The sequence below is a fragment of the Bacillus pumilus genome, from assembly GCF_900186955.1.
In the GTDB taxonomy this organism is placed as follows: domain Bacteria; phylum Bacillota; class Bacilli; order Bacillales; family Bacillaceae; genus Bacillus; species Bacillus pumilus.
This window is the reverse complement of record NZ_LT906438.1, coordinates 724,565-738,403: the sequence shown is the minus strand read 5'-3', so window position 1 is coordinate 738,403 and position 13,839 is coordinate 724,565. Positions and strand designations below refer to the sequence as shown.

10 protein-coding genes are annotated in these 13,839 nt (G+C 41.1%); 3 read left to right on the top strand and 7 right to left on the bottom strand.

Going from position 1 to position 13,839, the window contains the following annotated elements; genetic code table 11:
• Positions 1-44: 44 nt before the first annotated feature.
• Positions 45-1,019: a tRNA dihydrouridine synthase gene (locus CKW02_RS03555; protein WP_003214152.1), complete on the bottom strand. Its 975-nt coding sequence runs from the start codon at positions 1,017-1,019 to the stop codon at positions 45-47.
• A gap of 645 nt (positions 1,020-1,664) precedes the next feature.
• Here CKW02_RS03555 and CKW02_RS03545 point away from each other — a divergent pair.
• The gene (locus CKW02_RS03545) at positions 1,665-2,237 is read left to right on the top strand and encodes a hypothetical protein (protein WP_003214051.1); all 573 of its coding nucleotides are present in this window, start codon (positions 1,665-1,667) and stop codon (positions 2,235-2,237) included.
• Between the two features lie 165 nt (positions 2,238-2,402).
• Here CKW02_RS03545 and rlmD read toward each other — a convergent pair whose 3' ends face one another.
• Positions 2,403-3,782: a 23S rRNA (uracil(1939)-C(5))-methyltransferase RlmD gene (gene rlmD, locus CKW02_RS03540; protein ID WP_034620238.1), complete on the bottom strand. Its 1,380-nt coding sequence runs from the start codon at positions 3,780-3,782 to the stop codon at positions 2,403-2,405.
• A gap of 60 nt (positions 3,783-3,842) precedes the next feature.
• Positions 3,843-4,751 carry a diacylglycerol kinase gene (locus tag CKW02_RS03535; protein ID WP_003214384.1) on the bottom strand — a complete coding sequence of 303 codons (909 nt, stop codon included), beginning with the start codon at positions 4,749-4,751 and terminating at the stop codon, positions 3,843-3,845.
• Positions 4,752-4,932: 181 nt separating this feature from the next.
• Here CKW02_RS03535 and CKW02_RS03530 point away from each other — a divergent pair, with 181 nt between their 5' ends.
• Complete coding sequence (locus CKW02_RS03530; RefSeq protein WP_003213902.1) at positions 4,933-5,886, top strand: nucleoside hydrolase; 954 nt, start codon at positions 4,933-4,935, stop codon at positions 5,884-5,886.
• 31 nt (positions 5,887-5,917) lie between these two features.
• Here CKW02_RS03530 and CKW02_RS03525 read toward each other — a convergent pair whose 3' ends face one another.
• Complete coding sequence (locus CKW02_RS03525) at positions 5,918-9,127, bottom strand: efflux RND transporter permease subunit (protein WP_003213881.1); 3,210 nt, start codon at positions 9,125-9,127, stop codon at positions 5,918-5,920.
• A 131-nt stretch (positions 9,128-9,258) separates the two neighbouring features.
• Here CKW02_RS03525 and CKW02_RS03520 point away from each other — a divergent pair, with 131 nt between their 5' ends.
• Positions 9,259-10,104 (top strand): TetR/AcrR family transcriptional regulator, encoded by an 846-nt coding sequence (locus CKW02_RS03520; RefSeq protein WP_003214065.1) that lies wholly within the window; start codon positions 9,259-9,261, stop codon positions 10,102-10,104.
• A 188-nt stretch (positions 10,105-10,292) separates the two neighbouring features.
• Here the strand turns inward: CKW02_RS03520 and gatB are convergent, their stop codons facing one another.
• From gatB to gatC, 3 genes are read right to left on the bottom strand one after another with little or no spacing between them, the layout of a single operon-like run.
• On the bottom strand, positions 10,293-11,723 hold the full coding sequence (gene gatB, locus CKW02_RS03515; protein WP_003214292.1) for an Asp-tRNA(Asn)/Glu-tRNA(Gln) amidotransferase subunit GatB: 1,431 nt from the start codon (positions 11,721-11,723) through the stop codon (positions 10,293-10,295).
• Positions 11,724-11,736: 13 nt separating this feature from the next.
• Entirely contained in the window at positions 11,737-13,194 is a 1,458-nt protein-coding gene (gene gatA, locus CKW02_RS03510; protein WP_003214455.1) for an Asp-tRNA(Asn)/Glu-tRNA(Gln) amidotransferase subunit GatA, read from the bottom strand.
• 14 nt (positions 13,195-13,208) lie between these two features.
• Positions 13,209-13,499 (bottom strand): Asp-tRNA(Asn)/Glu-tRNA(Gln) amidotransferase subunit GatC, encoded by a 291-nt coding sequence (gene gatC / locus CKW02_RS03505; protein WP_003213898.1) that lies wholly within the window; start codon positions 13,497-13,499, stop codon positions 13,209-13,211.
• Between the last annotated feature and the right edge of the window lie 340 nt (positions 13,500-13,839).

Sequence of the window (13,839 nt, the reverse complement as noted above, 5' to 3'; positions counted from 1 at the left end):
TATTTAATAAAAAAAGAGAAGGGTTCGCCCCCTCCTCTTGTTGGTCATGATTGTTCTTGATTTCTCGCTTCAAATTCATCCAGCATGGCACGCACTTCATCTGTTGATGATGTGTTCATTAATTGATTTCTTAAGAAACTCGCTCCTCTGAATCCTTTTACATAAATCTTAAAGAAACGGTGCAGTGCCTTGAATGGACGCAAACCTAGTGATGAGTATTGATCATGAAGGTCAAGATGTAATCTTAAAAGACCAAGCAGTTCATCACTTGTATGATCCTTCGGCTCTTTTTCAAAAGCAAATGGGTTATGGAAAATCCCGCGCCCAATCATCACGCCGTCTACTCCATACTGTTCAGCGAGCTTTAAGCCTGTTTGACGATCTGGAATATCACCATTGATTGTTAAAAGAGTATCAGGTGCTACTTCATCACGAAGTTTTTTAATCTCAGGAATGAGTTCCCAATGCGCATCCACCTGGCTCATTTCCTTTCTTGTGCGAAGATGGATCGATAAATTCACAATATCTTGCTCCAAAATGTGTCTAAGCCATCCGCGCCATTCATCGACCTCAGTAAAACCAAGTCTTGTTTTCACGCTGACAGGTAATCCCCCAGCTTTTGCCGCTTGAATCAGCTCTGCGGCAACGTCTGGACGAAGAATCAAGCCACTGCCCTTCCCATTTTGTGTGACATTTGGGACAGGACAGCCCATATTAATATCAAGCCCCTGAAATCCCAATTCCGCCATTCCAATACTCATCTGTCTAAAGTTCTCAGGCTTGTCTCCCCAAATATGAGCAACAATCGGCTGCTCATCCTCTGTAAACGTTAAGCGGCCTTTCACACTTTGAATGCCATCAGGGTGGCAGTAGCTCTCACTGTTCGTAAACTCTGTAAAAAACACATCCGGTCTCGCCGCCTCACTCACAACATGACGAAACACAACATCTGTCACTTCTTCCATTGGTGCTAATATAAAAAATGGCCGCGGTAAATCACGCCAGAAATTTTTACTCATCTTTCATCCAATTCCTCTCATGACATAGCGCCTAAAGGGCATGTCCTTCTATAAAGTCTTTCAGCAATTTTTATCATTATATACTTTTGTAAGGATTCAACGCAAAAGGAGTATAAAATGAACAAAATACTATCAGCACTTTATAAAATATCAAAAATTTGAGGAGACGTAAACGCCGTTCAAAAGCTACTTCTGGGAAACGTGTCACGCGACGGGCAGCAGGTACAGCATCCGGCAAACTAATGAAAAGATATTCAAATAAAAAAGCCCTATGCAGGGGCTTTTTAAATTGTAATTGCCTTTTCTGTTACATGATAAGTGTTAGAAGTAATAATTTTATCAAGTGACCAACCGGCAGCGAATAACACAGAAAAAATTGTTAAACTGATAAAATACAGTACTAAGATACAATTCATTCTTAGTATGGTTTTTGTTACAATTTTTGTGTATCGCATAGATAAAAGTGATTTTCTTAAAAGCTGCTGCTTGGATCAGAAAACGGAAAAACAATTCATAAAAGCTTTTATTAAAATGGGTGCGCCTAGAGATATTGCTAAAACTTTGGCAAAATTCATTATTAATCTTCTTTAAATAATCAATAAGTGCTATTAGTTTTCTAATAGCGCTTTTTTATGGAGGGTCTTCATGTCTTTTTCTTACGTGATTTCATTGACTTTTTTAATACTCCTTTTAGTGTCTATCATACTCTATACTTTTTTAAGAAAGAAAAACGTTGTAGATGAAGCCCCTGGCGCTATTGCTGCCGTTCTTCTTATTTTGCTTATATTTTTTTCCCTAAGTTTAGTTATTGCCCTTCCAACTGTCATGCTTTATCTAGTATCATTGGGAGTGAATTTTCTTTTCGGTGAATACATCACTTATGATTCTTTCTTCTCTTTGATTACCTTTTCATTGTTAGTCAGCATCATCGTGATTTTTTGGTCATTTATAGTTTTATTTATAGGAAAAGGAATCATTTTTTTGTTGAAGGTCCCAAAATGGATAACTTATATTTTAGAATTTTTTGCTTCGTGGGCTCTTATTTACTTCACGATTAAATATGTACTAAATTTGAAGATAATTGAAGTTTCTATATGGGGAAATGGGGTATTGATTTTATCTTTCTTTGTTAGCTTTTTATACATCGGACTTGATATCATATCCTCTGCGCTTGATCAAAAGAATCAAAATATAGAAGAAGAACCCCCTATCCAATAATGGAGAAGGGGTTTTATTCATTTCATAGCTTTTTCTATCTATATTCATATGTCTATAGAGTTTTATTTTAATAGCATTTCAAGCGAATTTTTCATTCTAACGGAGGGGAAGCAAAAATAAGAATATCCCGATATCGATATTTTTCACGAGATCGGGATATCTCAATTAATGATTGATTACAAGACTTGCCACACACTCCACATGCGCCGTATGCGGGAACATATCCACAGGCTGCACTTCCTCCGTCACATACCCACCATCTTCAAGAATACGCAAATCACGAGCTAGCGTCCCTGGATTACAGGACACATAAACAACGCGTTTTGGTTTCATCTTTAAAATCGTATCAAGCAGTGCTTCGTCACAGCCTTTTCTTGGTGGATCGACGACGAGGGTATCTGCTTTGATGCCTTCTTTGTACCAGTTTGGGATGACGGTTTCTGCTTCGCCGACTGCGAATTCGACGTTGTTGATCTCGTTTAAGGCAGCGTTGCGTTTTGCGTCTTCAATTGCTTCTGGCACAATTTCTACGCCATATACTCTGCCTGCTTTTTGTGCGAGAAATAAAGAGATCGTCCCGATTCCGCAATACGCATCAATAACAATTTCTTCTCCTTGCAGCTCGGCATATTCAAGCGCTTTGTCGTAAAGCACTTTTGTTTGAGCTGGGTTCACTTGATAAAACGAGCGGGCTGAAATAGCAAATTTGATGTCGCCAATCGTGTCATAAATGTATTCTTCACCCCATAAAACGGTCGTTTCGTCTCCGAAAATGACATTTGTTTTCTTTGAATTCACGTTTTGCACAATTGACCGAACGTGTGGGAAGCGTGCTATAATCTGCTCAATCACCTGCTGCTTTTGCGGAAAGTCTGCCGTTCTAGTAACAAACACAACCATCATTTCACCTGTTGCAATGCCGTAGCGAACCATCACATGACGCAGCCAGCCTTTGTGCCGCTCTTCGTTATATGCTTTGATGCCAAACGCATTGCATATGTCTTTTACTGCCTGTACCACTTCGTCATTTTCTGACTGCTGGATCAAACATTTTTCCATATCGATGATTTCATGGGTACGCTGCTGATAAAATCCTGCAACTAGTCCGCCTTCGCGTTCGCCAATTGGAACTTGTGCTTTGTTTCTGTAATTCCAAGGGTCTTCCATGCCGAGTACAGGATGAACTTTTACACGGCTCATATCAAGCTTGCCGATCCGCTCTAAAACGTCCTTTACTTGTTTCTGCTTAAATAGCAGCTGGCCTTCATAGCTCATATGCTGAATTTGACAGCCTCCGCACTGCTTGTAGATAGGACATGGCGCATCTTGCCTGTGCTGACTTTCCTTTGTCAGCTCCATGAGTCGCCCAAAAGCAAATCCTTTTTTCACACGTGTGACTTTGATTTTCCCTTGTTCGTCAGGCAGTGCATTCGGTACAAAGACAGGGAATCCTTCAATTTTCGCTACACCTGCACCTTCGTGCGTTAAGTCTTCGAAGGTTACATTGTAGTATTCATTCTTTTCAACAGGCGGTTTCATTTTCACCAATTTTATCACCTCATTTGCAAAGAAAAACTTGGTGCCATAAGGAACCAAGTTCAATCTCTACCCTATTTTTTCAGCTGTTGCTTTTGGCACTATAAATTCAATATGACGATACAGGTTTTCAAATTCACCTGGCAGCATGCCGCCGAATTCGCCATCTAAATTTAATTGCATTTTATCTTTTACATCTACCTTCACGCGATTCGCTTTTGTGTAGATGACATTGTTATCATGAATATGCTCGCCTCGCAGTGCAAGGCTGACTACTCGAATGGCTTCTGCTAAATTGACCTTCTTTAAAATAATCAGGTCAAACATTCCATCATCTAAAACAGAATCTGGCGCTAGCTTTTCAAAGCCGCCTACTGAGTTTGTGAGTGAAACAAGAAACAGCATGATTTCTCCATGAAACAATTTGCCGTCATATTCAATTTCGACTTCTGTCGGGCGGATAGAAGGAAGCATCTCCATGCCTTTTAAATAATAAGCAAGCTGTCCAAGCATTGTCTTCAGCTTACTAGGCACTTCATAGGTGAGCTCTGTTAACCGGCCGCCGCCTGCAATATTAATAAAATAATGGCCATTGACTTTACCGATATCAAGCGGCTTCGCTACACCATCTATAATGGCATCTGTTGCTTTTAAAACACCTTCTCGTGGAATTCCAAGTGCTCTTGCGAAGTCATTTGTTGTTCCAACCGGAATAATTCCTAGTTTTGGTCTTTTTTCAAGCGGGGCTAGTCCGTTGACGACTTCATTGATCGTGCCGTCTCCACCTGCTGCTACAATTAAATCAAAGTCTCTCTGTGCGGCATTCTCAGCTGCTTGTGTCGCATCTCCTGCACATGTCGTTGCATGACAAGATGTTTCATAGCCAGCTTGTTCAAATTTTTGCAAAACCTGCGGCAAATTCTTCTTGAAGAGTTCACGCCCAGATGTCGGATTGTATATAATTCGAGCACGTTTCATTCATCATCATCCTATATTCATTATGCAATCTATTTTCACCACTAACAACCTTTAATTATACTATGAGATTTGAAAATGGCAACAGAACAACACCCTAATATGACAAATCTCCTGCCACATTTCCCTCAGCAAGAAAGCATTCTGATAAGATAAAAGAAAACGCTGTAAAGGATGGTTTGCGATGAAAAAGCCTGTCTATTTTAATCATGATGGCGGTGTTGATGACCTCGTCTCGTTATTTCTTCTCCTTCAAATGGAACATCTGAAAGTGATTGGGACGTCTGTGATTCCTGCTGATTGTTATTTAGAGCCTGCTCTCAGTGCGTCTCAAAAAATCATTGATCGATTTAGCCCATATGAAATTGAAGTCGCTGCTTCAAATGCTAGAGGCGTCAATCCCTTTCCAAAAGAGTGGCGCATGCATGCTTTTTATGTAGACGCCTTACCTATCTTAAACGAGAAAGGCACTGTTGATACAAACGTGTCCAAGCTTCCAGCACATCTTCATTTAATCGAAACTGTTAAAAAGTCTGCAGAACCCGTCACGCTGCTCTTTACAGGTCCGCTCACAGACCTTGCACGCGCCTTAGAAGAAGATCCTTCAATCTCTAATAAAATCGAAAAATTGGTATGGATGGGCGGTACATTTCTTGAAAAAGGCAATGTGGAGGAACCCGAGCATGATGGGACAGCAGAATGGAATGCATTTTGGGACCCTTATGCTGTTAGCACTGTCTTCAAGGAACGCTTTCCTATTGATATGGTCGCACTTGAAAGCACGAATCAAGTTCCGCTTACACCTGATATTCGTCAGCGCTGGGCTTCCCTTCGTTCTCATATTGGAATAGATTTTATTGGGCAGTGCTACGCCTTTTGCCCGCCTCTCATTCATCACGAAACCAACTCGACTTACTACTTATGGGATGTGCTGACAACGATCACTCTTGCTTCCTCATCATTTACTCGTTCAAAGGAAATGAATGCGATCGTTTACACCGAAACGCCAAAGCAAGGACGTACCGAAGAGCATACAGATGGAAAATCAATTCAAGTGATTGATCATGTCGATCGTGACGCATTTTTCCAAGCATTTGAAGAGCTTATGAAAAGAGCTGTTTGTCAGATTTCAACATAAAAAAGCCCCGCCATCAAAGCGGGGCCCCATCTCAATCTTCTTCTACGTATTTCTTTTTGCGTTTAAATTTGCTTAACACTTCGTATACGATTGGTACGATAACCAGTGTTAACAATGTTGAACTTGCGAGACCACCAATGACTGTGACGCCAAGTCCTTTTGAAACAATTTGGCTTCCGCCTTCAAATCCTAATGCTAATGGAAGAAGTGCCCCAATTGTCGCAAGTGCCGTCATTAAGATTGGACGTACTCTTATTGTACCAGCTTCCAGTAATGCCTCTCTTGTTGAGAGTCCTTCTTTCTCTTTATGAATGACTCGGTCAATTAAGACGATCGCGTTTGTCACAACAATTCCGATCAGCATGAGCAATCCAATCATGGCGTTTAAGCTGATGGTTTCTTTTGCTAAAAACAATCCAACGAGCGCGCCAATAATTGTAAATGGAAGCGAGAAGAGAATTGCAAATGGTGCAAGACCTCCGCCAAATGTGATGACGAGAACGAGATACACAATGGCAATCGCTGCGAGCATTGCGAGCCCAAGCTGTGTAAAGGATTCCTCAATATCCGCACTTACGCCGCCTGTGTCAATCGTTACGCCAGATTTCAGATCAAGCTTGTCGACTTTTTTCTGAACATCCTGTGTCACACTTGAGACATCATCTGTTGTCATGTCTCCAGACACTTCTGCGTAGATTTTTCCATCACGTTTTGTCACCGTATTCGCTGTCGTACCATTTCTTACTTTTACGACATCACCAATTCGGACTTCTTGCCCTGTTGGTGTTGTGATCTTTTTATTTTCTAAATCTTTTTTGCTCTTATATTCATCTTTTTCCGTTTGAAGATTCACATCAAGTTCTTTGCCGTCCTCAGTTACTTTCGTCAGTGTTGTTTCACTATTTTGAGGAGCAATCGCTTGAGCGATTTGTGAAGCAGTTAGACCCAGTTTCGCCAGTTTTTCTTGATCTGCATTAAACGTATATTCGTCGTATTTCTCAGATAAGCTTGTGCTGACATTTTTCAGGTTTTTCTCATCTTTTAAGATGTTCTCGACATCTTTTACTGTGCCTTCAATATCGCTTACTTTGTCACCGTAGACATAGTACGTTACTGTATTGCTTGCGCCAGCAGATGAGAAGTCTTGTGATTTCCATTCCCCTTTAGACGTTTTGTCTTGCAGGGCTTTGACCACTTTATCTTTTTCTTTATCAAAGTTTGGCGTGTCTTCATCATATTGTACGAAGAATAACGCACCGTTAGAATTGCCGCCTACACTTGCTGTCAAGGCATTTGAAGAGCCTAGTGAATATTGAACAGTATTGACATGGTCACGTTTGATCAAATATTCTTCTGCTTTTTTCGTTTCATCGATAGCTTGTTCTCTCGTTTGTCCAGGTTCAGGTGTATAAGTCACCATCGCCGTCTTCTCTGCTTCCTGTGGTAAGAAGCTGACACCGACAAGTGGTGCTAAGAATAAGCTTCCGACAAGCATAAGAATGGCAATTCCTGATGTGATCCATTTGTGGTTCAATGTCCAATTGAGTACACGTCTATAACCGCCAGCAAGCTTGCTTGGTTTATGTTCTTTTACCTTTTTCGCTGTGCCGTACAGGTTCTTTTTAAATAGACTGTGTGCCATCATTGGAACAATCGTAATGGCGACAAGGAGTGAAGCCATTAAAGCAAACACAATCGTTAATGCAAATGGGATGAATAGTTCACCAATCATTCCACCCACAAGTGCTAGCGGTAAGAAGACCGCAATTGTGACGATCGTCGAAGACATGATTGGAATAAACATTTCTTTTGTGGCTTCTTTAACGAGTTCTTTTCCTTTTAATGGCTCATCCTTTAATGCCATTCGTCGATATATGTTTTCTATGACAACAATGGAGTCATCAACAACACGCCCAATGGCGACGGTCATGGCACCAAGTGTCATGATATTTAGTGTGATATCCAGCTGATTTAATATTAAAACAGCAATCAACAGAGATAACGGAATGGAGATGACCGAAATTAAGGTTGATTTGATATCTCGAAGGAACAACATAATGATAATGATCGCAAAAATCGCTCCGATGATAGCCTTATTCAGCATTGTGCTAACGGACTCTTTAATCGGTTCTGCTTGATCATATGTGGTACTTACTTTGATTCCTTTGTTATCTTTCTTAAACTTCTCAAGTTCTTTTGTGACTGCTTCTGCTACACTTACTGTGTTGGCATCAGAGCCTTTGACAATTTGCAGACCGATACTGTCTTTTCCATTTGTTCTAGAGATCGATTCTGCATTCTTGACGACTTTAATATCCGCAATCTCAGAAAGCTTAATTGTCGGCAGCTCTACAGATTGACCGCTCGCTGCACTTCCACTAGGTTGCTGCTGGGCTGCTGCTTGCTGCTGACTTGCATTTCCAGCCTGCTGCTCCGCACCTTGCGCACCTGGGTTTTCAGCGCCGCTAGATGGTGCTCCAGCTCCACTGCTTGCACTTGGTGTGACAGGAATTCGCATGTTTTTCAAATCTTTGACGCTTAAAATATTGCCGTCCACGACAACTGATTTTTGTTTGTTGCCAAATGTGTATAAACCTAATGGCACATTCACATCAGAGCCTTTGATCATGTTTTGGACGGTTTCTTCATCTAAACCGTATTCTTTCAATTTTTTTTGTTTAAACGAAAATTCTACTTCTTTGATTTGCTGTCCAGAAGCTTCGACGGAAGATACACCGTCTAATCCTTCAAGTGAAGGGACAAGGTCACCTTCCACTTTTTTCGTCAGGTTTTCTAATGATTCTTTATCACCAGATACACTGAGTGCTAATATTGGAACCGCATTGATACTAAAGCGTGCGATTTTTGGTTTTTCTGCATTTTCCGGAAAATTGATGTTGTTAACCGCATCTTCAATTTCCTTTTTTGCTTCATCCATGTCTTTGTTATAATCGTACTCGACTTGAATCGATGAAGCATTTTCAAAAGAATTGGATGTGACCACATTGACTCCGTTTAGGTTTTGAATAGACTTCTCAATTGGATCGGTCACCTTATCTGATACTTCGTCCGGCGTTGCGCCAGGATACGTTGTAGAAACCGTAATGACTGGAGTGTTGATATTCGGGATTGATTCTTGTTTCATATTCAATCCAGCATATAGACCAGCAACTGTTACGATAATTGTCATGAGCCATACAGCGAACTTATTCTTTAATACAAAATTGATGATCGAATTCATTATGTCCTCCATTTTCCTTTATGTATTGACTGACTGGTCATTCTATATCATAATAAACGGTGATATACAATGCCGTCAACCATTTCTCTTGCGTTTGACGTAACATTCTAAAGCTGAAGGGGCCTTATTTCATGAACGAAAAAAAAGAAAAAATCATTAAAGCAAGCATCCAGTTGTTTGCGAAAAAGGGTTTTTCTTCTACGACCATTCAGGAAATAGCAGATGAGTGCGGAATATCGAAAGGCGCGTTTTATTTGCATTTCAAATCAAAAGAACAGCTTTTCAACCGAGCGTTCGAATATTATATCGACACTTCTATGCAAACTATTGAAACGATTCGAAAAGAGAATCAGCATCTCGCACCGAGAGAGATCTTCCAGAAGCAAATCGCTGAACAGTTTCAGCATTTTGCTGAGAACAAGGATTTTATCATTTTGATCCTCAGCGAGAACATTATTCCAGAAAACCAGCAAATTAAAAAGTATTCAAAAACTGTGAAAAAGCAAATGAATGATGAAATTCAAATTTCCATCTTGACCACTTATGGACAGGAGATCGAACCATTTATAACTGACCTGTCAGTCATGATTCAAGGAATCATCCAATCGTATGTGCAGGTGCTGCTTTTACAAGATCAGATGCAATTATCATTTGATGAGCTCTCTTCCTTTATACTCGAACGATTAGATGATTTGGTTCAAGGTATGCTTCGTTCTCAGACGAAACCGATCTTAAAGCCAACCATTTGGGACGATGAAGCGCCGAGCGCTGCATCCCTAGAAGAGGAGCTTCGTTTGTTAAAGCTTGAGCATTTGCTTTCTGATGATACCCTTGTATCCATTGAAGTCATTGAAGAAGAACTGGCGAAAGCTGAGCCTCGTAAGCCAGTCATTCAAGGGATGCTGACGAATTTAGAAAAGTGTGAGGACCCTGCTGTCATAAGAGTAGTCGAACAATTGAAGCTGTTTCTTTCATAACTTTACGTGCTGTTTTTCCGGTTCGTTCACCTTTATCCCCCTTCGAATGTGCACTTTCGCTTATACTTCATTATAAGAAAAGAATCTCCGAATTGATATACGGCGGTGGTCTGAATCTATTATAAGACCCTGTCATTTCAAGCAAAAAAAACCGCCTCTTCTCATGAGGCGGTTTTTGCTATTGTTCATTAGCGTTTTTTGATTTCTTCTAGGAGAATCTTGTTGACCATCGGCGGGTTTGCTTGTCCCTTCGATGCTTTCATGATTTGTCCGACTAAGAAACCAATCGCGCGGTCTTTTCCGTTTTTAAAGTCTTCGATGGATTGCGGGTTGTTATCAAGTGCTTCTGTGACAAGTTTGAGCAGGGCACCTTCGTCAGAAATTTGGACAAGTCCTTTTTCTTTGACGATTGTTTCTGCGTCTCCCCCATTTTCAATCAGCTCTTTGAATACCTTTTTGGCAATCTTAGAAGAAATCGTTCCTTTTTCGATGAGATTGATCATGCCAGCCAGGCCTTGCGGCGTTAGCTTTGTATCTTCCAGCTCTTTTTGAGCTGAATTTAAGTAGGCAGATACTTCACCCATCAGCCAGTTTGAAGCTTGCTTTGCTTCTGCACCTTCTGAAATGGTTGCTTCAAAGAAATCAGACATTTCTTTTGTCAGCGTCAGCACCATCGCATCATATGCAGGAAGGCCAAGCTCATCGATGTAGCGTTTGCGGCGCTCGTCTGGAAGCTCTGGAATCGATGCTCTTACGCGTTCTTTCCACTCGTCATCAATGTACAGCTCCACCAAATCTGGTTCTGGGAAGTAGCGGTAATCATCTGAGCCCTCTTTGACACGCATGAGGATCGTCTTTTTAGACGCTTCGTCATAGCGGCGAGTTTCTTGTTCGATCAAGCCGCCAGAAAGCAATACTTGCTCTTGACGTTTCTCTTCGAATTCAAGACCTTTTTGTACGAAAGCAAATGAGTTCAAGTTCTTGAGCTCTGTTTTCGTTCCAAACTCTTCACGGCCGATCGGACGAAGTGAAATATTGGCATCACAGCGAAGTGAGCCTTCTTCCATCTTACAGTCAGATACGCCTGTATATTGAATAATAGATTTTAGTTTTTCTAAGTACGCATACGCTTCTTCTGGTGTGCGAATGTCTGGCTCAGATACGATTTCAACAAGCGGTGTGCCTTGACGGTTGAAGTCAACAAGTGAATATCCGTCGCCTGTGTGTGTCAGTTTACCTGCATCCTCTTCCAAATGGAGACGCGTAATACCGATTCGTTTCGTTTTGCCTTCTACTTCAATTTCAATCCAGCCGTTTTCACCGATCGGTTTATCAAATTGAGAGATTTGATACGCCTTTGGGTTATCAGGATAGAAGTAGTTTTTACGGTCAAATTTTGTATCTGTTGCGATCTCGCAGTTTAGCGCCATAGCTGCTTTCATTGCAAAGTTCACTGCTTCTTTGTTCAATACAGGCAGTACGCCAGGATATCCAAGGTCGATGACACTTGTTTGCGTGTTGGCAGCTGCACCAAAAGGTGTCGGCGAGCTGGAGAAAATTTTTGATTGTGTTTTTAGCTCAACGTGGACTTCAAGTCCAATTACCGTTTCAAAGTTCATTCTGATTCACCCCTTACAGTTCAGGTTTTGCTTTATGATGATCTGTTGCTTGCTCGAAAGCGTGAGCCACGCGGTAAACCGTTCCTTCATCAAAGTGCTTACCAATGATTTGCAGTCCTAACGGAAGACCGTTTGCAAATCCACAAGGCACACTGATTCCTGGAACGCCTGCAAGGTTCACAGGGATCGTTAAAATATCGTTCGCGTACATCGTCAGTGGATCGCTTGTCTTTTCACCAATGTTAAATGCAGGAGTTGGCGTTGTTGGCCCTACAATGACATCATACTTTTCAAAAACATCTTCGAAGTCTTTTTTGATCAATGTACGGACTTTTTGCGCCTTTTTATAGTATGCATCATAATATCCTGAGCTAAGAGCGAATGTGCCAAGCATGATGCGGCGTTTCACTTCGTTTCCAAAGCCTTCAGAACGAGTATTTTTATATAAATCAATCAGGTTTTCTGCATTATCTGTACGGTAGCCATAGCGGATGCCGTCAAAACGCGCAAGATTTGCAGATGCTTCTGAAGAAGACAGCAAGTAGTAAGTCGCAAGCGCATATTTAGAATGCGGAAGAGACACTTCTTCCCATGTGGCACCAAGTCCTTCTAATACTTTTAACGCTTGAAGAACAGACTCTTTTGCTTCCTCGCCAACACCTTCTCCAAGGTATTCTTTTGGCACTGCAATTTTCATGCCTTTGATGTCGCCAGTTAATGAAGAAAGAAAATCTGGGACGTCGACATTTGCACTCGTTGCGTCCATTTGATCGACTCCAGCAATCGCTTGAAGAACGTAGGCATTGTCCTCTACGTTACGCGTAATCGGCCCGATTTGATCTAATGAAGAAGCAAATGCGATTAAGCCGTATCTAGATACACGGCCATACGTCGGCTTCAGACCCACAACGCCGCAGAATGATGCCGGCTGGCGAATCGAACCGCCCGTATCTGATCCAAGTGAGAATGGCACTTCACCTGCTGCAACAGAAGCTGCTGAGCCACCACTTGATCCACCTGGAACAGTGTTTAAATTCCAAGGGTTTTTCGTTGCTTTGTAGCCTGAGTTCTCTGTAGAAGATCCCATTGCAAATTCGTCCATATTTAATTTACCGATTGTGACTGCTTCCGCATCTCTTAAACGATTGACAACCGTTGCATCATAAATAGGATCAAAGTTTTGCAGGATTTTACTAGATGCTGTTGTACGTAAATCCTTTGTGACGATGTTATCTTTCACACCGATTGGCATACCGAACAATAAACCAAGCTCGTCCTTTTCACCAACTGCCTCGTCCAATTCCTTTGCATACGCACGAGCTTTCTCTTCGTCTAATGCAAGGAATGCTTGTACTTTCCCGTCTACTTCATTGATTCGTTTATAAGACTCGTCCACTAAATCAGAAACAGACAGTTCCTTTTTATGTAAAAGCTCTTTTAATTCAGAAATTTTGTGATCAAACAGTGACATGCCTCAGGCCTCCTTTAGTCCAAAATTGATGGCACACGAATATAGCCGTCTTTATGATCAGGCGCGTTTTTGATGACTGCCTCAATGGAAAGACCTTTATTCGGAACATCTTCTCTCATGACGTTTTTCATTTTTAATACGTGTGTTGTTGGTTCAACGTTTTCCGTATCTACCTCGTTTAACTGCTCTGCAAATGAAATGATGCTATCAAGCTGTTCTGTAAACATCTCAGCTTCTTCTTCTGTAATTGCAAGCCGTGCCAAATGCGCCACGTGCTTTACTTCTTCTATTGAAATTCTAGACATGCAGGTTCACCTCCAAAAATGATACGTGTTCGTGGTCATGATCATAAGTCATATACACTTTATCATATCAAATTTTACTGTTCTAAAGCAACTTTACACAGGCGCAGCAAGAGCCCTTTTCTCTCGAAGCATCATAGTGATCCAACAGATAAAGAAAATAGTCATGCAGACCACCCTTTATTTTCAGAAAATTTTTACTTTTATTTACTTTTGTAAGCGCATACAAACTGATTCGTATCACCGATCTGTCCATTTTTTCTTCAAAATGAGGAGGTTTAAGAAGGTTGATCACTTGGGAATACTCTGTTAGGTTAAGTAACCATAGCAGTGAGAAGGGCAT